This is a genomic window from Devosia riboflavina, from assembly GCF_000743575.1.
Lineage (GTDB): Bacteria > Pseudomonadota > Alphaproteobacteria > Rhizobiales > Devosiaceae > Devosia > Devosia riboflavina.
The window spans coordinates 211,056-233,015 of the sequence record NZ_JQGC01000017.1 but is presented as its reverse complement, the minus strand read 5'-3'; the positions used below and the strand labels follow the sequence as shown (position 1 = coordinate 233,015).

Sequence of the window (21,960 nt, the reverse complement as noted above, 5' to 3'; positions counted from 1 at the left end):
GAACTTGGCCACCGCTTCGGCCGCAATGGCGGCGACGGCGGCGCCGTCCGTGACGTCCAGGCTCGCCGCCAGGTGCCCGCTGCCGCTCAGCCGCGCCACCGTCTCGGTCGCTGCATCGATGTTGACGTCGGTGGCCATGACTTTGGCGCCCGCTTCGGCGAAACGCAGCGCCACGGAGCGGCCTATGCCGGCGCCGGCGCCGGTAATCACCACCGACCTGCCCTCCAGGGAGATCAGTTCGGCGATGGTCTTGTCGGATACGTTGTGGATTGCCACGGTCTTTTTCCTCATTCCTCGGTTCGGCGCTTTTGCAACGGGCTGCCGAATACTTAGCTGTAATATTGTGCCGGCCCGTGCCGGAGTTCCCGCCAGGCTTCGGGGTCGTGGCCGGTAACCACAAGCGCCTGATTTTTCTTGGCAATCTGTCGAAGCTTATGAACTGATGCCACTGCCTGCGACGCCGAACTCGATAGTCCGGGCAAGGCAAGGTCGTTCCAGTGGTCCAGCGTATAGGCTGCGTCCACCGTGAGCAGGATTGAGCCGGTCTCGGGCAGATTGATCAGGAACGACTGGTGGCCGGGCGAGTGGCCGGGCGTGGCGATCATGCGGAAGCTGCCATCGCCGAACAGGTCATAGCCATCGGCTTCGTCGTCTTCCAGCAATTGCCAGTCCACGCCTGGGCGGTCAAAGTCCTTCCGCAGATAGGCGGCCTCCATAAACCAGTCAGGCTTGTAGGCATAGTCGTATTCCCGCCGCGTCACGATGTGGCGGGCATTGGGAAACCGGCCAACCGCGCCGGTATGATCGATGTGAAGGTGGGATTGGACGACGTAGCGGACATCTTCCGCCAAAACGCCGACGGACTTGCACTGCTCCACGCAGGTTTCCGATATGTCGAGAATGGGATCGAAGAAGTCGACGTTCTTGCCCCAGTAACCGCGCTTGTCCAAGGCGGCTTCGGCGCCAATTCCGCCGTCAATGACGACATCGCCCTTTGGATGCCGAAACAGATACCACGGCACGGGGATATCGTACGGATCCTCCCCGAAATTCATCTTGATCAGCCCGACACGGGTCCGCGTGTAGCCGGTGGCGAACATATATAGCCGCATGGGTCCTCCCCTTTTTTTCGGAAAATAGGGGCCTTCCACGGCTTGGTCAACAGCCTATAGTATGAACTTCTGGTAATATCGTATTGACTTGACATTTCGTACGATGGTCGTACGGTACGACGAAAAAGACGGGCTTGGAGGAGCCCCTGACAGTGCGCGTTGCCGACCAGGGCAGATATCGGGTGGACGGAGCCGGGCATGACTTTCTGGCCGGTGGCGTCTGAGCTGGAACAGCGTTCAATGCTTTTGTCCGGTCCCGATATTGGCGTTAGCTGGTCATCGCTGCAACACCCGCGTGGGCAGGCACTTCAGACGACATGCAATCCTGGCGCCCAGCGCCAGGCGGGAGGAGAAGATATGCGAAACGGAAACTGGTCCGATATTTATGGTGGGCTCGGTGTGGCGGCGCTGGGCCTTCTGGCCCTGTGGCTCTGCTTGCCGCTGCCCATGGGCACTTTGCGCAATATGGGGGCCGGCCTGTTTCCTTTCCTGGCTGGAGGGATCGTCGCCGCCATCGGCGTCGCCATCGCCGCTCGCGGAATTTTCAGGCCTCACGCCGTTGCGGAAACCTGGGACGTCAGGTCCTTTGTGTCGGTCTGCGGCGCCATAGCGCTCTTTGTGTTCGGCCTTGATCGTCTCGGCCTGCCCCTTACGATTTTAGGCATGGTGGCCGTCGGGGGGCTGGGCACCGGCACGCTCAGCCTGCTCGAAGTCCTGATTGTTGGCGGCGCCTTGGCGCTCATATGCACTATAGGCTTTGTCGTACTGCTCGGCGTGCCTATGCCATTGATGGGAGCTTGGCGCTGATGGGCGAGCTGCTGTCGCATCTGCAGTTGGGGTTGAGCGTTGCCGGCTCACCTGTGAACCTGTTCTATTGTCTGGTCGGAGCCCTGGCCGGCACGTTGATCGGTGTCCTGCCCGGACTAGGGCCGGTCACCACCGTGGCCATGCTGCTCCCCATAACCTACTATCTTGATCCCACCTCGGCGCTGATCATGCTCGCGGGCATCTACTATGGTGCCCAATATGGCGGATCGACGACGGCCATTTTGGTCAACATGCCTGGCGAAAACTCGTCTGTCGTGACCGCCATCGACGGCTATCAGATGGCCCGAAAAGGCAGGGCGGGCGCCGCGCTCGCCGTTGCCGCACTGGCATCACTGTTTGCTGGCTGCGTGGCGACGTTCGGTCTGGCGGGCGCGGCGCCGATCATGGCTAAACTCGTACTTGTCTTCGGCGCGCCGGAATATTTCGCCCTGATGGTGCTTGGCCTGGTGGCCTCCATAGCCATGGCAAACGGGGACCCTCTCAAGGCGATTGCCATGATTGCGCTGGGTATCTTGCTGTCCCTGGTCGGCACCGACCCAAGTTCCGGCCTGCTGCGCATGACCATGGGCATACCGGAACTTGTCGATGGCGTGGACTTCGTGCCGCTGGCCATCGGTCTGTTCGCCGTCCCCGAAATTCTGGCCAACCTGCGGGCGCCGCAGGAGCATGGCGTGCTCCAGAGCAAGCTGAAGGACCTCTGGCCCAACCGCAAGGAGGCCAGTCGTGCCTGGCCGGCGGCCGTTCGCGGAACCATTATCGGCTCTGTGCTGGGAATATTGCCGGGCGGCGGCGCCACCCTGGCGTCCTTCATCTCCTATACGACCGAGAAGAAGCTCAGCCGCTATCCCAAGGAGTTTGGGCAGGGCGCCGTCGAGGGCGTCGCCGGCCCGGAGGCCGCCAACAATGCAGGCGCACAGACTTCATTCATCCCGTTACTTACCCTCGGAATCCCGGGCAACGCGCTCATGGCGCTGCTGGCCGGAGCAATGACGCTGCATGGTATTCAGCCCGGACCGCTGGTCATGACCAGCAATCCAGACCTGTTCTGGGGCCTGATTGCGAGCATGTGGATCGGCAACCTGATGCTGGTGGTCATCAACCTTCCCTTGATCGGAATTTGGGTGTCGATGCTCAAGATACCCTACCGCCTGTTTGGTCCGGCGCTCCTTGTCTTCTGCTGCATCGGGGCGTTCAGCGTCAATAATTCGGGCTTTGACGTTCTGATGATGATGGCTTTCAGCCTGCTCGGCTATGCCATGATGAAATGGAAGTTCGAGGCCGCGCCACTCGTTCTGGCTTTCGTGCTGGGGCCGATGATGGAGGACAACCTGCGCCGGACATTGCTGTTGGCCCATGGGGACGCAAGCGTCTTGGTCACGCGGCCGATAAGCGCGGGCATTCTGCTGGTGGCGGTCGCAGTGCTGGTCCTGCTTGCGCTGCCGGCGATTCGCCGGGGTCGCAAGGCGGCCTTTGTCGAAGAAACTTGACGCCATGGACCGGATAGACCGAGGCATTATCGCTTGAGGTGCGTCGCTACGGGGCGCGGGGCAGGACCGTCCCCCTTTGGGTAAAATTCGTATTCTGATACTACGGCAATATGAGCATATAGAATGTTGACCGCTCTCGTTGGCAGTCGTATTAGGTGTCTGGAGTAACGGTCAGGGCAGGCCCCTGACGCACCCAATAAGGAATGCACCCATGCAGAGCAGTGTTACAAAGATGGTCGACCGCTTCGGCGTGAAACCCGGCCGGCTATGGATCGGCGGGGCCTGGACCGATGTTGATGAGCGTTTCGACCAGATCCACCCGGCCACGAACGAGATCGTGACCTCGATTGCCGATGCCGGAACGGGTGCCGTGGACCTGGCAGTGGCCGCCGCGCGAAAGGCGTTCGACACCGGTCCCTGGCCCAGGATGGGCGCCAAGGAACGAAAAAAGATACTGGTGAGGCTGCAGGCCCGTATCGAAGACGCCAAGGAAGAGCTGGGCTACCTGCAAACGCTCGACAACGGCATTCCGATCAATTTCAGCCTCAATTCGCGTGTCTCCGCCAATATGACGGTCGACATTTTCGACCATTATGCTGGCTGGATCGACAAGATTACCGGCGAAACATTCCCGCGCTACACGGACGCCGCCAATCTTCACTATATGACCTTCCGCGACCCGGTGGGCGTGGTCGGGGCGATCATCCCGTGGAACGCGCCACTGGTCATGTTCGCGCTAAAGGTCGCGCCTGCACTGGCCACCGGCTGCACCATTGTGATGAAGGCGTCCGAGCTTGCCAATCTGGCCGTGCTCAGGCTCGCTGAAATCGTGGCGGAGTGCGATTTGCCCCCCGGCGTGTTCAATCTGGTGACAGGCGGCCCCGCCACGGGGGAGGCGCTGTCCACCCATCCCGGCGTCGACAAGGTCTCCTTCACCGGCAGCGCCGCGGTCGGCGAACGGATCATGGCCAAGGCCGGCAGCAATATGAAGCGCCTGTCGCTCGAACTGGGCGGCAAAAGCGCGGTCATCGTATTCCCCGACACCCGCGACCTGAAGGTGGCGGCGACGTCGATAATGTCGCTGTCCTCGACCTTCCTGTCCGGCCAGGTGTGCTCGACCCCGACCCGCGCGCTGGTTCATCGCTCGGTCGTGGATGAGTTTGTCGCGCACGCTCAGCAGCAGATTTCGGCCGTCAAGTTCGGCGACCCCTTCGATATGACCACCACCTCCGCACCCATAATTTCCCGGCGCCAGACCGACCGCGTGATGAGCTATATCGAGACCGGCAGCGCCGAGGGCGCCAGGCTTGTTTTCGGCGGGGATCGCCCCGGCAATGAACTGGCTGATGGCAACTGGATCAACCCGACCCTGTTCACCGACGTGCGCAGCGACATGCGGATCGCCCAGGACGAGATCTTCGGGCCGGTCCTGTCGGTTATCCCCTTCGACACCGAGGAGGAGGCGATCACGATCGCCAATGACAGCGTCTATGGTCTGTCCGGCGGTGTCTACACCACCGACCTGTCCCGCGCTTTCCGCGTCGGGCGCGCCATGCATACCGGCACGGTGGGCATCAACGGCTATTCGCTGATGCCCAATTCGCCCGCCGGCGGCGTGAAGCGGTCGGGTATCGGCCGGGAGGGCGGATGGGCGACCATCGAGGCGTTCACCGAGTTGAAGACGCTTATACTCAATCTCGACGCCTGATTGCTGCGACAGGTCACTTAGCTGATGGGAAGCGATATGGACATGGCTGCCGACTTCATCATCGTCGGAGCAGGATCGGCCGGTTGTGTACTGGCCGACCGGCTGTCGGAAAATCCGGCCAACACTGTCATCCTGCTGGAGGCGGGCGGGCGGGACTGGAGCCCGTTGATCCACGTCCCTGTCGGCAGCGGCGAACTGGTCCGCAAGGGCCTGTTTGGATGGTCGTTCAGGACCGAGCCCGAGCCACACCTTGACGGCCGGCAGATGTTCTGGCCGCGCGGCAAGGTTCTGGGCGGCTCCTCCTCGATCAATGGCCAGGTTTATGTGCGCGGCAACCCGTCCGACTTCGACGGCTGGGCGCAAATGGGCAACAAAGGCTGGAGCTATGCCGACGTCCTGCCCTATTTCGTGCGATCGGAAAACAACCAGGACCGCCAAGGTCCCTTTCACGGCCAGGAGGGCCCCTTGCGGGTCACCCGGGGCACGATGGACAATCCGCTGTTCGACGCCTTTGTCCAGGCCGGATTGCAGGCCGGGCATCCCCTGGCCGACGATTTCAACGGCGCTTCCCAGGACGGCTTTGGGCGCTTTGATTTCAACGTCTATCGCGGTCGGCGCCAGAGTACCGCCGTCGCCTACCTCAAGCGGGCCAAGCGCCGCGCCAATCTTCGGGTCATCACCAATGCCGAAGTCGACCGGCTGGAGATCGCAGATGGCCGGGTTGTCGCGGTTCGTCTGAACGGCCCGTCGGGCGTCAAGCGGATAGAGGCAAGGCGCGAAGTGGTCCTGGCGGCCGGAGCAATTGGTTCGCCTTCGCTACTGATGCGCTCCGGCATTGGCCCAGAGAACGAAGTGCGCGCCGCCGGCATCGAGGTCGCCCATCACCTGCCGGGCGTGGGCCTCAACCTGCAGGATCACCTGCAGGTCTACATGCTCTATGGCTGCAAGCTGCCCATTACCGTTCACGGCATGATCCGGCTGGACCGGGCCGCCCTGCTGATGGCGCAGGCCGTGCTGTTGCGAAGCGGTCCGTTTGCCCACTTCCCGGTGCAGGGCGGCGCCTTCACCCGCTCCCTGCCTGGCCTGGATGTTCCCGATACGCAGTGGCATTTCGGTATTGCACTGGGACCGCGCCGGGTTCGCATTCCCGGAATACACCGCCGGGGCGATCTGCTTGACCGGGAAGGCTTCGCGCTGGCCCCCTGCCAGTTGCGGCCTCATAGCCGGGGCAGGATCGGGCTGCGCCGGGATGGCGATGCTATCCAGCCCCGCATCGAGGCAAACTATCTCTCCAGCGAATTCGACCGCGATTTCTTCCGGCGCGTGATCCGCGAGGGAAGGCACATTGTGGAACAGCGCGCCTTTGACACCTATCGTGATGTAGAATTGGCGCCCGGCAAGGCCGTGCAGACCGATGACGAGATCGACGACTGGGTTCGGCGATCGGCCTCCACCAGCCACCATCAGGTCGGCACCTGCAAGATGGGAACGGACGAACTTGCCGTGGTGGGTCCAGATCTGCGGGTGCGCGGCATGGCCGGCCTGCGGGTGGCGGATGCCTCAATCATGCCCACGATTGTCGGCGGGAACACCCATGCGGCGACCGTGATGATCGGCGAAAAGGCAGCCGATCTCGTTCTGTCTTCGAGTTGAAGGTTCGCTGCCAGCCGATTGGCGTGGCGACAAACAGGTTCTTCCGGTGAGTGGCCTGACCACCAACCCTCTCCCTTCCAGTGGGGCCGCTCGCCGGGAGGGCATTCCAGGGGGCGAGCGCATCAACATGGCGGCCGACGCCCCCCTTCCAGCATCTCAACGCACCGCTCCTCAACTGCCTTGAGAGATCACTATCCGAGCATCCTCAGCTTTGAACTTGCCCAATGGGGGTTCCGACCGCCAGCGGCAGCTTGACATTCGGAATGACCATCCTACGATATGATCGTATGCTGTTTCTTGAGGAGGAGACGATGATGAAATTTACGCAATGGCTCATGCCGTTGACTGTGGTCGCGGCGCTTGGCGCCACTGCCGCGCATGCCCAACAGTACCCGACCAAACCTGTGCAACTGATCGCGGCAGGCTCCGCCGGAACGCCGACCGATATCGTCAGTCGTGCGCTGGCCGAGTCGCTCAGCGCCGAACTTGGGCAGCGGTTCGTGGTGGATAATCGGCCAAGCGCTAATGGTGCCATTGCCGGCGAGATGGTCGCCACGACCGAAGGGGACGGCTATACCCTGCTGACGGCAGCCTCCAGCGTGTTCTCCGTGATGCCGCACCTCAACCCGCAGCTGCCCTGGAAGCCGCTCGATGACCTCACGCCCGTGGTGATGTTCGGGGTTGCACCGCTGGTGATCGGCGTGCCGCCGGACTCCCCCTATAATACGCTCGAAGAGCTTGTGGCGGCCGCCAAAGAGCAGCCAGGCGACCTGACAGTAGGCTCGTTTTCCCTGGCGCTGGGTAACCTGGCTGCCCTGCTGCTCAACGAAGAGGCCGGAATCGATCTCACATTTGTCGGGTTTGGATCGTCCGCCGAATTGCTCACCGCCGCCATGTCCGGCGAGATCGACGTGATCGTCAACGGCATCGGGCCGATGCTGCCGCTTTTCGCGGCGGGCTCGCTCAAGCCCATCGCGGTGACCAATACGTCGCGCTATGAAACCCTGCCGGATACGCCAACCGTCTCGGAGACGTTTCCCAACTATGACGCGGCGAGCTGGTTTGGCATTTTTGGCCCCGCCAATATGGACGAAGCAGCGCGCGACACGATCGCCTCCGCTGTCGAACGGATCGTCGAGAAGCCCGAAATTCGCGAGCAGCTTCTTGGACTTGGCGCTGTTGTAGACGTCAAGAAGGGGGCCGATTTCGCCGACCTGGTGCGCACCGACTTTGAGCGATTTGGCGCGCTTATCGAGAAAATTCCCCACTGATCAGCAGTAACGGGTGGATCACCCGGTGGATATCCGTATCACGTCTTCGTCGCAAGGCGCGCTATCAGGCGCGCCTTGCCATTTCAACGTACTATAATCTCATAATACCGTCATTGACGTGACATAACGGAATTTGGTATTTGGTGCTGGCTGCCGGTGGATAGCGGCAGCGAGGAGGATGCCAGTGAAAAAGAAACTTACATCGGGAATAGTCGCAGCGCTTTTGCTGACCACGTCGATGGCAGCCTGGGCGCAGGATGAAACCTTGATCGGGCTTGTCTCGATCACAGCCGTCGAGCCGCATAATGCGGCCTACGCAGCGGGCGCTGCCAAGGCCGCAGAAGAATTGGGCTGGACAACATCGGTCGTCGACGCGAACGGCAGCGCCGATCAGGCCAATGCCGCCGTCCAGAACTTTGTTACCCGCGGCGCAAAAGCCGTGGTTGCCATGATTTTCCCGCCCAGTTCCCTCGGGGAAGGCCTCGCGGCGGCCAAGGCCGCCGGCGTGCCGGTCGTAACCTGGGGTGGTGGCATGAGCGGCACCGTAGCCGCCACCAACGGCTCCGCCGAGCCGGTGGCGCAGATGACGCTCGACCGCATGTTCGCCGACATCAAGGACGATGGCGACATTCTGGCGCTGACATACCGCGCGGGCGAGTTCTGCCGCGTCAGCGAGCAGATGCTCGATGCCATGGCGGCAACGCGGCCCAATGTCACCATCGTACGGAACGAAGTGCGCATTCCCGGCGCCTTCGAGGATGGCGCGCAATATGCCAATGCCTGGCTCGCCTCCCATCCCGCCGGCCGCAATCTGGCCATCTGGTCCTGCTGGGACGATCCGGCCATTGGCGCTGTGAGTTCGCTGCGGCAGCAGGGACGGAACGATGTCTTTGTCTATGGCTCCAATGCCAGTCCCCAGGCCATCGAAGCAATGCGCGGCGGTTTTATGACGGCTTCCGCCTGGCAGGATTCCTACGCCGAAGGCTACGAGATGGTGAAGGTGATCAAAACCATCCTGGAGGAAGGTGATGGTTGGGAACCAAGGGCCGCCGAAGTTCCGGCCGTGTTGGTGACGCGCGAGAATGTCGAGGAGTTCGTCGCCGCGCATCCCGAAGTGCTCGGTCACTAAGGTGAGTCAACAGCAAATCCTGGCCCGGACCGTGAACACCCTCCCCAACGAGGAGGGCGGGGCAGTTCTCCTGGACGCCCAGGGGATCACCAAGTCTTTTGCGGGCATTCATGCGTTGCGAGGGGCTTCGCTCGTGCTTCGGGCCGGGGAAGCTCACGGACTTGTCGGCGCCAATGGCGCCGGCAAGTCTACCTTTATCAAAATACTGGCGGGGTTGATCCGCCCCGACGAGGGGCAATTCACCTGGGACGGTTCGCAGGTTTCAATCGGCGATCCACATCATGCAACCCACCTCGGCATGACGTTCATCCACCAGGAGCTCGCGTTCATCCCGCATATGACCGTGCTTGAGAACATCATGCTCGGTCTGCCCAAGCGCACGCGCCTGGGGTCGATAGACTGGCAGGCGATCGGCAAGCAGATTGCACCGATAGCCCAGCGGGTCGGACTTGACGTTCCGCTGGGCGCCAGTGCCAAAACGTTATCCCCAACCCAGAACTGGCTCGTGAATATCTGCCGGGCACTGGTGCGCGACGCGCGGCTGATCGTGATGGACGAGCCGACCGCTGCATTGGCCGCTCCCGAAGCCGAGCGCCTGATGGCCATAGTCGAGGACCTGACGGCCTCCGGCGTCGCAGTGCTTTATGTGTCCCATCGCCTCGACGAAGTCATGCGGCTGTGCAAGCGCGCCACCGTTTTTCAGGACGGAAGGTCAATCGGCGAACTCAGCGGTCCCAGCCTGAGCAAGGCTTCTCTTATCAAGGCGATTGTCGGTGGCGAACTCGGTGAGCAATACGAGCCCAAGCATTTCCCCGATCGTAACAGCCAAGTGGCGCTTCGTGTCGAGGGCCTTTCCCGGGCGCCCAGGGTCAAGCCGGTTTCCTTCGACCTGCACCGGGGCGAGATATTGGGCGTTGGCGGGCTGGTCGGGGCGGGGCGCAGCGAACTTGCCCGACTGATCTATGGCGCCGACAAGCGCGATTCCGGCATCATGGAACTGGAGGGCCAGTCATATGACCCACGATCTTCAACCGACGCCGTGCAGCGCGGCATTGGCCTGGTGCCCGAGGAGCGCCGGGCCGAGGGTATCATCCCCCACCGCAGCATCGCCTTCAACATGCACCTGTCGAGCCTTGCCAAGATCACCTTTGCGCCGATTCCGATCCTCAACTGGTCGGAACGCAAAGCCAGAGCCAAAGAGATTGCCGACAAACTGTTGATAAAGCCGCGCGACGTGGATGTGCCGGTAGTCCGATTGAGCGGCGGGAACCAGCAGAAGGTGGTCATCGGCCGGTGGTTGCTGCGGCGCCCCAAGGTGCTCATTCTTGACGAACCCACACGCGGCGTCGACATCGGGGCCCGTGCGGAAATCCATCGGCTGATCAGTCAGCTCGCCACGGAAGGGGTGGCGGTGCTGGTCATATCATCGGACCCCGATGAGCTCCCCGAGTTGTGTCACCGAGTTATCGTGCTGGCCGAAGGGGCCATCAATGGAGAACTCAACGGATCCGACATCACAAGAAACGCAATCATCGCCGCAAGCTACGCCTGAGGGCAGGGAACCACAAATGAACACTCCAAGCCGATCGTCCGAGCGCCGTATGGGCGTAGGGGCCAAGCGCAATCTTTCGCTGTTTGCCAGATATGCAACGCTCATAGGCCTGGCCTTGATGGTGCTGACCTTCTCGTTGCTGTCACCAACTGCGTTTCCGACGGTGTCCAATTTCGTCAATGTTGTCAACCAGGCGTCTCTGGTGGTCATCATCGCCGTCGGCCTGACGATGACCGTCATGATGGGAGAACTGGATCTGTCCGTTGGATATGTGGCGAGCCTCTGCGGCATTCTGGTCGTAGGCTTCATGACCACCAACGGCCTGCCGGTATGGCTGGCCATTCCCGCCGTCATCTGCATCGGCGCCGCCATAGGCTTCATAAACGGCGTGCTTGTCGCCAAACTGAAGATCAACTCGGTGATTGCCACGCTCGGCGTCGGGACCATGTTGACCGGCCTGGCATTTGCCTATTCGGCCGGCGCACCGCTGGTTTCAGGTGTTCCTCCGATCTTCGTCGACATATCGCTGGGGCGTTGGATACCCGGCATTCCCAACAATATCGTGCTGATGGCGCTGCTTGCCGGACTTTTGTGGTTCGTCGTGGAACGCACGCCCTTTGGGCAGGAAGTGCAGGCTGTCGGCGGCAATGCGTCGGCAGCGCGGCTGGCCGGCATCAGCGTCGACAAGATCAAGATCATCGGCTTCATGCTCTCAGGAGCAGGCGCTGCCATCACGGGCATTCTGCTGGCCTCGCGACTGGGCAGCGGCACGCCGGGGGCTGGGGATAGCTACCTGCTGACCGCGTTCGCCGCCGTTTTCCTGGGCTCCGCCACACTCAGAGATGGCGAATTTCACATCCTGGGAACCGTCATTGGCGCATTAATCATCGCCTTCGGATTTAATGGGCTGAACATTTTCGGGGCGCCGACCTTCTCGCAATACCTGCTTCAGGGGGCGATTCTGATCGTTGCAGTCGGCATATCGAGCTTCAGCCGGCTACTTGCCGAGAGCTGAGCGAGGCACAATGCAAGGGTGCGCCATAGCAAAATTTCACGGTGACCCTGTGTGGCGCGCTTGCCCGGCCGTTGGCGGCAGATTAGCCAACGCCAATCCATCCGAAAATCTCGGCGAAACGCGTCGCCGGGATTTTTTCATTGTGGCGCATCGCTCGGCTGACCCTGCCAGTTAGTTCGGCCTTTCGCTTCATGCAATCTATGGATGGGGGTGCTCAGTAATATGTGCATCGCGCTCCGGCAGCCCTGGCGGCATTAGCAAGGCCACGATCGTGACCATGACGGCCATGGCGAACGTGGCGAAGAAGGCCAGATGCAGAGCCTCCTGAAGCGTGGTCCTCAAGGCCATATCGGTCGCCGTGCCCGCGCTGGACAACAGAGCCGTCCTAAGCTCGTCGGTCGACGCGCCCAGTCCCTCGTCCCCATAAAGGCGAACGCTGACAATGCCACCCAGAATGGCGGCCCCCAGTGTGTTACCAAGGTTGCGCGCGAACAGATTGGACGCCGTACCGGCGCCCCGTTCAGAGACTTCGGTGGCTTCCTGGATGGTCATCAGGGAGGTGACGCTGATCAGCCCCATGCCAAGCCCCATCACCAGGGAGGACACGCCCGCCAGCCAGGGCGACGATATGGGTTGGAGGAAAAGGAGGACGGCTGCGCCAACGGGCAGGAACACTCCGCCCGCGATCATCAGGATGCGTGGGCCCCGCTGATGATACTGGCGCGCCGCTACCATCGTTCCCATCGGCCAACCCACCATCATAATCGTCAGTGCCATTCCGGCGACTATGGGCGAGGCGTCCAGGACGACCTGGACATAGATGGGCAGCATGGCCGTAAGGCCCATCAGCGCGCCGCCCGAGAAGAGCGTCGCCGCATTGGCTACCGCGATCCGACGCCTGCGCCAAAGCGACAGCGAGATGATCGGATTGGCGCTGCGGCGCTGCTGCACGATAAAGAGTCCAAGGCCAACCAGGGCGATGGCCGCGGTCGTCACCAGGACCAGGGGGCCCGCCCGCAACCCTTCGCCAATGAGGATCATGACCGCGCAGATGGTCAGGGTCAGCAACGCCGTGCCAATCCAGTCCACAGAGGCAAAGCGAGCCTGTTCCGGCTCGTGAAAATACCGCCGAAACACCTCGGCGGCGATCAAGCCAAGAGGAACGTTGATCCAGAAGATCCACGGCCAGGTCAGCCAATCGACGATGACGCCGCCAAGCAGGGGGCCGATCACGGCGGAAACGGCCCATACGCCCGCCAGATAACCCTGGATTTTGCCTCGTTCGCGCCCTGGATAAAGATCCCCGATGATCGTGAGGGCAGCCGGCTGCAATGCCGCAGCGCCGACCCCTTGCAACAGCCGCGCGATGATCAGCATCATCATGGACTGAGCAAAGCCGGCAGCAATTGATGCGAGCACAAATACCGCCACGCCAGACAGTATGACCGGCTTGCGGCCATAAACGTCCGCCAGCTTTCCCCCGACGATGGTCAGCGCGGTCTGGGCCAGCAGGTAGGCGGTGAAGACCCAGCTGTAGAGGCTCAGATCGCCAAGTTCGGCGGCAATCTGTGGCATTGCCGTCGCCACAACGGTCGCCTCAAACGCCACCATGGACATGGACAGCATGACCGCGACCAGCACGGCGCCACGGCGCGTATGTTTCACTACCGTCATCGATCGCTCCGGAAAAAGACAAGGGCGGCAATTGCCGCCCTTTGGTGGTTACTAGTACCGCCGCATCCTACCGCCCATGCTTCCCGAGGAAGCGCAGGACAATATCGCACGCATCCTTCGGCCGCTCGATAAAGGGGATATGCCCCCCTTCGTCCATCACCACCAGTTCGGCGCCGGCAATGCCGTCCGCGATGATCTTGGACAGGCTGAGCGGGATGAGGTGATCATTGCCCGACCCGATCACCAGCGTGGGTGCACCGATATTGCCAAGCCGGGTGGTGAACTTCGGGCGCGTGTCGGCCGGGTCCAGTACGCGACCCCATGCAAGCACTGAATCGACGAAGCATTTGTATAGCACTGGGTCGTTTTTCGAGATGATCGAGAGATTAAGCTTCATCTGCTCGAACCCCTCGTCGGTGTTCAGGAACGTGCGCGACATGGTCCACAGCCCCATATAGGTCGCAACTTCGTCGCTCAGGCCAAGCCGCTCGATCAGTCGTGACCGCAGCGCAAAGTTGATCTGCGCGGCTCGGTCCAGTTCGCTGAAAGCGCCAATGACCGACAGGGTTCGCACGAGGCCCGGTGCGCTTTCGGCCACGGCCAGGGCCATCGCGCCGCCCAGCGAGGTGCCCAGCACATGCACCGGCCCATCGCTCAACTGCGGTATCAGCTTAACGAAATCGGCCGCCCAGACCTCGACTTCATAAGGCGGCGGTGCCTTGGTCGACTGCCCGATTCCGCGTGGATCCACCGATATGACGCGGTAGTGCTGCGACAGAATCGGCACGGCAAAACGATAATACCGGTGGTCGAAACCCAGGCCCGGAATCAGCACCAGCGTGTCCCCGGCCCCCTGCTCGTCGTAATAGATGCTGACATCGTCAAGCTTGGCTAATGGCATGGCATGCCTCCTCAAATGTTTCGTAAAACCATAGCCAAGCGGTCACGTCACTGCAATCCCATCGAATGACCATATTACGAGAATTTAGTAGTATTGGAATTGACGCTCCCGGTTCCGCGCGCTAGTTTTGATCGCAGTCAATGGAGGAATGGATGCCCGAAGCACTGAAGCGCAGCGTTTTTGAGGGAGTTCGGGTTTTGGACGTCGGTCACCTGATCGCTGGCCCCATGGCTTGTTCCATCCTTGGGGACTTTGGGGCCGAGGTGATCAAGATCGAGCGTCCGGGCTATGGCGACCCCCTCCGTAAAATGTACAAAAAGGGCGATGTCGGCCTGATGTACAAGGTTCAGGGGCGCAACAAGAAGGCCGTCACCATCAATCTTAAAAGCGATGAAGGTCGCGCCCTGTTCCACGAACTGGTTGCCATCTCCGACGTCGTCGTTGAAAATTTCCGTCCCGGCGTTATGGAGCGCCTGGGCTGCGGCTGGGATGTCCTGTCGGCCATTAACCCCCGGCTCATCATGAGCCGAATGTCGGGCTACGGACAGAACGGACCGTTGCGCGACCAGCGTGCCTATGGCCGCAGTGGCGAGGCCTTTGGCGGCTTTGCCCATATCACCGGCGAGGCCGACGGGGCGCCGATGCACTCCACCATGTCATTGGGCGACACCGTCGGCGCGGTCTGGGCCGCCATGGGCATTATGATGGCGCTTTACTGGCGCGACGGCCAGGGCGGCGGCAAGGGCCAACTGATCGATATCGGTCTTTACGAGGGCCTTTTCCGCCAGATCGAGCAGTTGATCATTGTTCCCGATCAGTTGGGGAAATCCGTCAACCGAGCCGGTAACGTCCACCGCGATGTGCCCTTCATCGGTTCGTTCAAGACCAGTGACGGCAAGTACTTCACCTATGGCGCCTCCACCGTCGCCAGTACGGACGACATTCTGCGCGCCATGGAAATGTATGGCGATCCGCGCTTCGCCGACTACGAGAGTTCGCTTCGGAACATCGATGCGCTCTATGCCGCGGCAAGCGAGTGGATGGGGCGCCACACCTTCGAGGAAGTGCAGGCCGCGTTCATCAAGTTCAAGGCGCCAGGCGCGCCGGTCATGAGCGGCGCCGATCTCCTGGCCCATGCCCAGATTGCGGCCCGCGAGATGATTGTCACCGTCCAGGACCCCGACCTGGGGCCGGTGCGCATGCAGAACGTCGTGCCAAAGCTTTCCGCAACGCCGGGAGAAGTCCGGCATGCAGCGCAGGCCATGGGGGCGTCCAACGATGACGTCTTTAGCGGTCTGCTCGGGCGCTCCCGCGAACAGATCGACGCATTGCGTCAATCCGGGGCGATCTAGCCCAGTCCCAATCGACTATCCAGCCGCCGGATCGCGCGGCAATCCGCTGGCAAGGCCGGCATCTAGAGAGCATAAAATGGAAAACTCCCCCCTGTTCGAAAAAGGCCTGGAAGTCCGTAAGGCTGTAATGGGTAAAGACTATGTCGAGCGCGCCCTCCAGGCCGCCGACGATCTGACGCAGCCCCTGCAGACGCTTGTGACCGAATTTGCCTGGGGCACTATCTGGACGCGGCCTGGGCTCGATCGAAACGTCCGCAGCCTGGTGAACGTCGGCACGCTAATGGCGTTGAACCGTCCGCATGAACTCCATCAGCATGTTCGCGGTGCCCTCCGAAATGGTTGCACCAAGGAGCAGGTCGTCGAGGTCGTCCTGCAGAACGCCATCTACTGTGGTTGTCCGGCCGCTCTAGATGCCATGCGGATCGTTCGAACCGCGTTTTCCGAAGCAGACGCTGAGCAAGCTTCATCTGCTCCCGCCGCGTCTGCATAGAGCCGGTTTCAAGACAGCAGAATCGTAAGCACACTCAATGACGAATTATCGCCTCCAAGACCATCTCGACGGGTTTGATCTTCATCCGCTTCTTCGGATCGGCGGCTCTCTCGTCGAGGCAGAAACGGCTGATCGCATCGATGTTCTGGATCCTGCCACGGAACAGCCAATTGGCACCGTACCAGACGCCGCAGTCTCCGATTGTATCGCTGCTGTCGATGCGGCCGATGCCGCCGCTTCCAGTTGGGCGGCCACAGGCCCACGCTTACGGGCGGAGATCCTGCGAGGCGCTTTCGAGCGAATGATCGCGGACGCCGAGCGATTGGCGCATCTGATTTCGCTCGAGAACGGCAAGACCCTGGCCGATGCCAGGGCGGAAGTGCTCTACGCCGCTGAGTTCTTCCGCTGGTATTCCGAAGAGGCCGTGCGTGCGATTGGCGAGTTCAGCACGGCACCGAGCGGGGGGACCAACATTCTGGTGCAGTTCATGCCCGTAGGCGTGTGTCTGTTGGTGACCCCGTGGAATTTCCCTGCCGCGATGGCGACACGCAAGCTTGGCGCTGCACTTGCCGCCGGTTGTACCTGCGTTCTAAAGCCTGCGGTCGAAACTCCGCTCACCGCTTACGCGCTGGCCGACATTCTTTCCGATGCCGGCCTGCCGCCGGGCGTCATCAACGTGGTCACTACATCGAAATCGCCTTTGACGGTCGGTGCCATGATGGCCGATACACGCGTGCGCAAGCTGTCATTCACCGGCTCGACCCAGGTTGGCAGGTCCCTGGCCAAGGCTGCGGCCGAACGCATCGTGAAGTGCTCCCTCGAGCTTGGCGGCAACGCGCCGTTCATCGTGCTGGAAAACGCCGACCTCGACCTGGCCATCGAGGGCGCCATGATCGCCAAGATGCGCAATGGCGGACAGGCCTGCACGGCGGCGAACAGGTTTTTGGTTCACCGCTCGCTCACCGAGGCGTTTGGCGAACGTCTGGCTCTGCGCATGGGCGCCTTACGCATGGGAAAAGGAACCGATCCTGACGCCGATGTCGGGCCGATGGTCAGTCAAAAGGCCCGGGCCGGCATAGCGGAAGCGGTGGCCCTGGGTCTTGCTGAGGGCGGCACGCTGCTGAGCGGCGGCGTCGCGCCCGACCGCCCGGGCTACTTTTACGCGCCCACAGTGATCGCCAATCTGCCCTCGTCGTCGAAATTGCTTGACCAGGAGATATTTGGACCAGTAGCGCCGATAACGGCCTTCGAGGACGAGGACGAGGCAATCGCGTTGGCGAACAACTCGGAATCTGGTCTGGCATCCTACGTTTACGCACGGGATCTAGGCCGGGCGATGCGGGTGGCGAGCAAAATCGAAGCGGGAATGGTTGCGGTCAATCGCGGTATCGTTTCCGAGCCAGCCGCACCTTTCGGCGGGGTCAAGCAGAGTGGCATCGGCCGTGAAGGCGGCCATCGGGGCATGCTCGACTATATGGAACTCAAATATATGGCGGTGAGCTGGTGATCGGGCCGGAAACTCTTGCTTATAAGCGCAGTGGTGCGGGCCCCACGCTCGTTTTGCTGCATCCGGTGGGGCTCGATAGCGACAGCTGGGCCGCAGTGATGTCCGGGCTGCAGGGTTTGGACATAATTGCGGTCGACCTGCCGGGGCATGGCGGCTCAAAGCTCAATGGCTCCGCGACGCTCAATGACTTCGCCGACAGGGTTGCTGACCTCCTGCTGAACCTTAAAGTACCCTTGGCCACTGTTGCGGGCCTGTCTTGCGGCGGCATGGTCGCCCAGGCGGTGGCTCTCAGGCATCCAGCGCTTGTCGAGAAGCTTGTCCTGTGCGGTTGCCCGGCGACTTTTCCCGATCAGGCCCGTCCCGCCATCGCCAGCCGGGGTGAGCGAGCCGTTGCGGACGGCATGCAGGCAGTGATTGAAGAGACGCTCCAGCGCTGGTTTACCCCAGATTTCATCGCTAACGGTGGCGCCGCCCCGGTGGCCGCGCGTTTGTTGGCGGATGAGCCTGAGACCTGGGCCGCCACATGGCGCGCGATATCCCAGCTCGACCACAAGGCCGAGCTGAGCGCGCTCAACGTGCCAGTGCTGTGTATCGCCGGAGAACTCGATCAAGCCGTGCCACCCGTCATGGTCAAGGCATTGGCCGACTGTATTGCAGGCGCTGAATATCGGACGCTGCCGGGGGCGCCGCATATGATGCAGCTTGAGCAACCGGCTGCATTGGTCGAGCAATTGCGGCTGTTTATCGCCAGTGACGCCTTCTGAATGAAAGGTCTTGGCGTGAGGCTTCTTGCGCTTGACTAGAGTTTCCAGTCGATGCGGAGCCAGCCCAGTTATGCCCTCAGATTGAGGCCTCCTTCAGGTCTGCAGTACTTTAGGACGACTCTCTTCCGGATAGCGGCGGACGGAAAAAGATCTCAACGTCGGCTTGTTTCAAACAGAAACCACGCGCGCCGTTCGGTTTCGTCGATCCACACCTCGATTAGGCTGGTTGTCGCGACATTGTTGTGCTCGCTGGCAACCGCATGTGTTGACCGCAGGAAGCCCAGCAATTGACGGTTGTCGCTGGCCAGCTCAGCGAGAGTATCGTCCAGGGTAACATAACTGGCATCATTGTCGGCGATGCGCTGCAAACGGGGCAATGTGACCAATGGAGCGCAGGGTCGTGCCGCCCAGCTTGCGGGCTCGCTCGGCAATGGCGTCGGTCATGGCAAAGATCTGGTCGGACTGTTCGTCCAGCATTAGGTGATAGTCGCGGAAATGGGGACCGGACATGTGCCAGTGGAAGTTTGTGCTCTTCACGCAGAGCACGAAAGTGTCGGCCAGCAGCCCGGTCAGCGCGGCCGAAATGTCCTTGCTGGCATTGGCGCCCAAATCGGTTGATGTGTGCAGGGGAGCAGTGAAGTCCTTCATCGAATGTCCTTTAGGCGTTGGCGGCCAGTCGATAATACCGTGGTTCAGCGAACGGTGGGCAGGCGGCCGCGGCGGAGGGCCCGTATCGCCGCATCGTCAAGATTGAGGTGGCCGCGGATAAGATCGGGCGGTGTCAGGGCCATCCAATTGTTGAGCGAGCAGGTAGAAGCGCGGACCGTCACCGATTTCCTCGCGGACCACCGGCATGTCAGCGACGTCAACGGCCTCAAGCTGGGCGGCCGAACCGGGATGGGCTTCTGCCAGTGGCGCTATTGCCAACATGCAACCGCCTACTTGACCGCCAGTGCTCGTGGGATTGGTCTCGATCACGTGGGCAGTTTTAGCGCGCATGTACCGGTCAAACCGATAAGGGTGCGAGACTGATCAAGTCCGGCGCTGGTGACCTCTTGACGATCGGATCGCCGTGACCGCCATTCAAGGTTCCACGATGCCCTCGACGATGCAAGCACGCCGCGGACTACGATAGGGCCTAATACGAACCAGGCCAGGCCTGGCTCACATTGGCGACCAGAAAATCGATGAATGCCCTTACTCGGTTCGCCAGATGGGCATGCCCGGCGAACATGGCGCTGACCGTTTCAATGTCCCCCGGATTGAACTCTTCCAGCAGGGGGACAAGCCGTCCCTAAGCAATTTCGGGCTCGGCATAGAAACGCCCGACCCGCGCTACTCCGGCGCCAAGCGCACAAAGCTGGCGAATGTCGGCGCCTGAACCGCCCAGGAAATTCCCGCCTATGGGCTGGGTTATGGCTCGCCCCATATCGTCGACAAACGGCCAGGTGTCCCGTGCGCTACGAAAGTTGAATCGTAGGCAATTGTGCTTGGCCAAGTCTGAGGGATGCCTCGGCCGGGCGAGCTTCTCCAAATAGTCAGGCGACGCCACCACCACCCGGCGCATATCCAGGATCTTCCGCGTCTTGAGCTGGCTGTCCCTGATCGCGCCCGACCGAATGGCCACATCCGCACGTTCTTCATAGAGGTCGATGATGTTATCGCTCAGGGTCACGTCCAGCTCGACCGCCGGGTAAGCTGCCAGAAATCCCGGCACAAGCGGTAGCAGGACTCGCGTCCGAAGCCGACTGAGCTACTGACCCACAAGAGACCGCGCGGCTCCAGGGTCGCACCGCCCGCGACATCCGCCTCGGCGAGCTGAATCTCCCTGACCAGCCGCTTGCAGTGCTGGAAATAGCGCTCACCCTCGTCGCTCAGCACCAGGCTTCTGGTGGAGCGCTGGAAAAGGCGCGTGCCCAACCGCTCCTCGAGCCGCCCGATGAGCTTGGCGACGGCAGAGGGCGTAAGGTCGAGACGCCGTGCAGCCGCCGAAAAACTGCCCTGCTCGACGACCGCGATCATCACGTCCATCTCGCCTATACGTTCGTCCATCGCGGCTCATCTCCGAAATAAATTCCAAGATCATTGTCCACCTAAGCAGATTATCACGCAATGCCGCTCCGCCTAAATAGATCGTAGTTGAATAGGAGACTGATAATGCACACGATCACCGCAGGCGGCGCGGCCATCCCGGCCCTTGGTTTCGGTACGTTCCGCATGTCCGGCCCGGACACTTTGCGATGGTGAAGGCCGCGCTCGGCGCTGGCTTCACCCATATCGACACCGCCCAGATCTACGACAACGAAGCCGCGGTAGGCGAAGCGATCCGCGCCTCGAACATCTCACGCCGCGACCTGTTCCTCACCACCAAGGTCTGGGTGGATAACTATGCCGAAGACAGGTTCGAGCTTTCGGTCGACGAGAGCCTGCGCAAGCTGGGCACCGATCATGTCGACCTGCTGCTGTTGCACTGGCCCAATAACGCCGTGTCGCTGGAGCGCCAGATCGCTTCGCTCAATGCCGCGCAGCGCAGCGGCAAGGCGCGCCATATCGGAGTGTCCAATTTCACCCGTGACCTGTTCGAGCGCAGCGTGGCGCTGAGCGCCGCCCCGATCGTGACCAATCAGGTCGAACTGCATCCTTTTATCGATCAGTCCATTGTCCGACAGGCAGCTGCAACTGCAGGTGCGGCCATTTCGGCATATTATCCCATGGCCGACGGCAAGGTCTTCGACGATCCCGTCCTGAGCGCGATTGCCGCCCGCAATAGCCGCAGCGTCGCCCAAGTGGTGCTGTGCTGGACCGTGCAGCAGGGCATGGTCGCCTTGACCAAGACGGCGACGGAAAGTCGGCTGGCCGAGAACTTCGCCAGCATGGATTTTGTCCTTGATGACGCCGACATGGCCGAGATCACCGCACTGAACCGGCGCAACGAACGCCTCGTGAGCCCACCCGGCCTGGCGCCGCAATGGGACTGAAATCAACCATCAGGAGATAGATCATGACCAGCAAAACCCTTGCCACAACTATCGGCCTCAGCCGCGCCAATCACGTCGGCATCACCGTATCCGACCTCGATGCGTCCATCCGCTTCTACGAGGCGCTGACCGGCACCAAAATTGCCAATGTCGATAGCATTGGCGGCCCCCGTATGGCCGCCGTCCAGGGCCTCGACAAGGTCCTTATCCGCTACGCCAACGTGCACCTGGAAAATCTCAACCTCGACCTGCTGCAATATGACGAGCCCAAGCCCGGCCGGGCGCAGTATGACAATGGCGATATCGGCGCCATGCATCTGTGTTTCGAGGTCGATGATCTGCAGGCCGTCTATGACCGCATGACGGCCGCCGGCGTCAGCTTTTCGGGCGAGCCCATCACCTTCCAGGACGCTGATGGCCTCAGGAGCGGTCAGGGTACCAAGGTCGCCTATTTCGCCGATCCCGACGGCACCCATCTCGAAATCATCGAACCGCAGGGACCATTCGCCCGCACAATACTGTAACAACGTCGCCGTCAC

General features: G+C 61.5%; 18 protein-coding genes and 3 pseudogenes. 14 read left to right on the top strand and 7 right to left on the bottom strand.

Features of this window, described 5'->3' with window-relative positions; all coding sequences use genetic code 11:
- On the bottom strand, positions 1 to 276 hold a 276-nt coding region (locus JP75_RS17825; RefSeq protein WP_035085580.1), incomplete at its 3' end, for an SDR family NAD(P)-dependent oxidoreductase.
- Positions 277 to 329: 53 nt separating this feature from the next.
- Complete coding sequence (attM, locus tag JP75_RS17820) at positions 330 to 1,112, bottom strand: AttM family quorum-quenching N-acyl homoserine lactonase (protein ID WP_244446346.1); 783 nt, start codon at positions 1,110 to 1,112, stop codon at positions 330 to 332.
- A 357-nt stretch (positions 1,113 to 1,469) separates the two neighbouring features.
- Between attM and JP75_RS17815 the strand changes: the two genes are divergently transcribed.
- The 8 genes from JP75_RS17815 to JP75_RS17780 all read left to right on the top strand — a co-directional run bounded on the left by JP75_RS17815 (position 1,470) and on the right by JP75_RS17780 (position 11,755).
- Complete coding sequence (locus tag JP75_RS17815) at positions 1,470 to 1,919, top strand: tripartite tricarboxylate transporter TctB family protein (RefSeq protein WP_035085578.1); 450 nt, start codon at positions 1,470 to 1,472, stop codon at positions 1,917 to 1,919.
- Entirely contained in the window at positions 1,919 to 3,427 is a 1,509-nt protein-coding gene (locus tag JP75_RS17810; RefSeq protein ID WP_035085576.1) for a tripartite tricarboxylate transporter permease, read from the top strand. The genes JP75_RS17815 and JP75_RS17810 overlap by 1 nt, the downstream gene beginning before the upstream one ends.
- Positions 3,428 to 3,659: 232 nt before the next feature.
- Positions 3,660 to 5,135: an aldehyde dehydrogenase family protein gene (locus tag JP75_RS17805; protein ID WP_244446345.1), complete on the top strand. Its 1,476-nt coding sequence runs from the start codon at positions 3,660 to 3,662 to the stop codon at positions 5,133 to 5,135.
- A gap of 36 nt (positions 5,136 to 5,171) precedes the next feature.
- Entirely contained in the window at positions 5,172 to 6,788 is a 1,617-nt protein-coding gene (locus JP75_RS17800) for a GMC family oxidoreductase (protein ID WP_244446344.1), read from the top strand.
- Positions 6,789 to 7,102: 314 nt separating this feature from the next.
- The gene (locus tag JP75_RS17795) at positions 7,103 to 8,059 is read left to right on the top strand and encodes a Bug family tripartite tricarboxylate transporter substrate binding protein (RefSeq protein WP_035085572.1); all 957 of its coding nucleotides are present in this window, start codon (positions 7,103 to 7,105) and stop codon (positions 8,057 to 8,059) included.
- 184 nt (positions 8,060 to 8,243) lie between these two features.
- Positions 8,244 to 9,188, top strand: coding sequence for a sugar ABC transporter substrate-binding protein (locus JP75_RS17790; protein WP_244446343.1), 945 nt, complete (start codon positions 8,244 to 8,246; stop codon positions 9,186 to 9,188).
- A 31-nt stretch (positions 9,189 to 9,219) separates the two neighbouring features.
- Complete coding sequence (locus JP75_RS17785) at positions 9,220 to 10,740, top strand: sugar ABC transporter ATP-binding protein (RefSeq protein ID WP_051960869.1); 1,521 nt, start codon at positions 9,220 to 9,222, stop codon at positions 10,738 to 10,740.
- Positions 10,741 to 10,756: 16 nt separating this feature from the next.
- Positions 10,757 to 11,755 carry an ABC transporter permease gene (locus JP75_RS17780; RefSeq protein WP_035085568.1) on the top strand — a complete coding sequence of 333 codons (999 nt, stop codon included), beginning with the start codon at positions 10,757 to 10,759 and terminating at the stop codon, positions 11,753 to 11,755.
- Between the two features lie 198 nt (positions 11,756 to 11,953).
- Here JP75_RS17780 and JP75_RS17775 read toward each other — a convergent pair whose 3' ends face one another.
- Complete coding sequence (locus JP75_RS17775; RefSeq protein WP_051960868.1) at positions 11,954 to 13,429, bottom strand: MDR family MFS transporter; 1,476 nt, start codon at positions 13,427 to 13,429, stop codon at positions 11,954 to 11,956.
- Between the two features lie 67 nt (positions 13,430 to 13,496).
- Complete coding sequence (locus JP75_RS17770) at positions 13,497 to 14,330, bottom strand: alpha/beta fold hydrolase (RefSeq protein ID WP_035085567.1); 834 nt, start codon at positions 14,328 to 14,330, stop codon at positions 13,497 to 13,499.
- Between the two features lie 152 nt (positions 14,331 to 14,482).
- Here JP75_RS17770 and JP75_RS17765 point away from each other — a divergent pair, with 152 nt between their 5' ends.
- The 4 genes from JP75_RS17765 to JP75_RS17750 all read left to right on the top strand — a co-directional run bounded on the left by JP75_RS17765 (position 14,483) and on the right by JP75_RS17750 (position 18,443).
- Entirely contained in the window at positions 14,483 to 15,682 is a 1,200-nt protein-coding gene (locus JP75_RS17765) for a CaiB/BaiF CoA transferase family protein (protein ID WP_035085565.1), read from the top strand.
- Between the two features lie 76 nt (positions 15,683 to 15,758).
- Positions 15,759 to 16,172, top strand: a complete 414-nt coding sequence (locus tag JP75_RS17760; RefSeq protein WP_035085563.1) for a carboxymuconolactone decarboxylase family protein — start codon at positions 15,759 to 15,761, stop codon at positions 16,170 to 16,172.
- A gap of 37 nt (positions 16,173 to 16,209) precedes the next feature.
- On the top strand, positions 16,210 to 17,679 hold the full coding sequence (locus JP75_RS17755) for an NAD-dependent succinate-semialdehyde dehydrogenase (RefSeq protein ID WP_035085562.1): 1,470 nt from the start codon (positions 16,210 to 16,212) through the stop codon (positions 17,677 to 17,679).
- Complete coding sequence (locus tag JP75_RS17750; protein WP_051960867.1) at positions 17,676 to 18,443, top strand: alpha/beta fold hydrolase; 768 nt, start codon at positions 17,676 to 17,678, stop codon at positions 18,441 to 18,443. The genes JP75_RS17755 and JP75_RS17750 overlap by 4 nt, the downstream gene beginning before the upstream one ends.
- Positions 18,444 to 18,595: 152 nt before the next feature.
- Here the strand turns inward: JP75_RS17750 and JP75_RS17745 are convergent.
- The 3 genes and pseudogenes from JP75_RS17745 to JP75_RS17740 form a co-directional block, all read right to left on the bottom strand.
- Positions 18,596 to 19,091 (bottom strand): annotated as a pseudogene (locus JP75_RS17745) (Dps family protein).
- A gap of 96 nt (positions 19,092 to 19,187) precedes the next feature.
- Positions 19,188 to 19,373 (bottom strand): hypothetical protein, encoded by a 186-nt coding sequence (locus tag JP75_RS26625; RefSeq protein WP_160194715.1) that lies wholly within the window; start codon positions 19,371 to 19,373, stop codon positions 19,188 to 19,190.
- A gap of 208 nt (positions 19,374 to 19,581) precedes the next feature.
- Positions 19,582 to 20,495 (bottom strand): annotated as a pseudogene (locus JP75_RS17740) (LysR substrate-binding domain-containing protein).
- A gap of 105 nt (positions 20,496 to 20,600) precedes the next feature.
- Between JP75_RS17740 and JP75_RS17735 the strand changes: the two are divergent.
- Together JP75_RS17735 and JP75_RS17730 are read left to right on the top strand one after the other, a co-directional pair.
- Positions 20,601 to 21,421 (top strand): annotated as a pseudogene (locus JP75_RS17735) (aldo/keto reductase).
- 23 nt (positions 21,422 to 21,444) lie between these two features.
- Positions 21,445 to 21,945: a VOC family protein gene (locus JP75_RS17730; RefSeq protein WP_035085560.1), complete on the top strand. Its 501-nt coding sequence runs from the start codon at positions 21,445 to 21,447 to the stop codon at positions 21,943 to 21,945.
- The last annotated feature ends 15 nt before the right edge of the window (positions 21,946 to 21,960 follow it).

Coding starts and splice junctions, on each gene's coding strand:
- JP75_RS26625 (WP_160194715.1), bottom strand. CDS start 19,373: ATGTTGGCAATAGCGCCACTGGCAGAAGCCCATCCCGGTTCGGCCGCC.
- attM (WP_244446346.1), bottom strand. CDS start 1,112: ATGCGGCTATATATGTTCGCCACCGGCTACACGCGGACCCGTGTCGGG.
- JP75_RS17730 (WP_035085560.1), top strand. CDS start 21,445: ATGACCAGCAAAACCCTTGCCACAACTATCGGCCTCAGCCGCGCCAAT.
- JP75_RS17765 (WP_035085565.1), top strand. CDS start 14,483: ATGCCCGAAGCACTGAAGCGCAGCGTTTTTGAGGGAGTTCGGGTTTTG.
- JP75_RS17805 (WP_244446345.1), top strand. CDS start 3,660: ATGGTCGACCGCTTCGGCGTGAAACCCGGCCGGCTATGGATCGGCGGG.
- JP75_RS17770 (WP_035085567.1), bottom strand. CDS start 14,330: ATGCCATTAGCCAAGCTTGACGATGTCAGCATCTATTACGACGAGCAG.
- JP75_RS17775 (WP_051960868.1), bottom strand. CDS start 13,429: ATGACGGTAGTGAAACATACGCGCCGTGGCGCCGTGCTGGTCGCGGTC.
- JP75_RS17800 (WP_244446344.1), top strand. CDS start 5,172: ATGGACATGGCTGCCGACTTCATCATCGTCGGAGCAGGATCGGCCGGT.
- JP75_RS17780 (WP_035085568.1), top strand. CDS start 10,757: ATGAACACTCCAAGCCGATCGTCCGAGCGCCGTATGGGCGTAGGGGCC.
- JP75_RS17795 (WP_035085572.1), top strand. CDS start 7,103: ATGAAATTTACGCAATGGCTCATGCCGTTGACTGTGGTCGCGGCGCTT.
- JP75_RS17810 (WP_035085576.1), top strand. CDS start 1,919: ATGGGCGAGCTGCTGTCGCATCTGCAGTTGGGGTTGAGCGTTGCCGGC.
- JP75_RS17760 (WP_035085563.1), top strand. CDS start 15,759: ATGGAAAACTCCCCCCTGTTCGAAAAAGGCCTGGAAGTCCGTAAGGCT.
- JP75_RS17815 (WP_035085578.1), top strand. CDS start 1,470: ATGCGAAACGGAAACTGGTCCGATATTTATGGTGGGCTCGGTGTGGCG.
- JP75_RS17755 (WP_035085562.1), top strand. CDS start 16,210: ATGACGAATTATCGCCTCCAAGACCATCTCGACGGGTTTGATCTTCAT.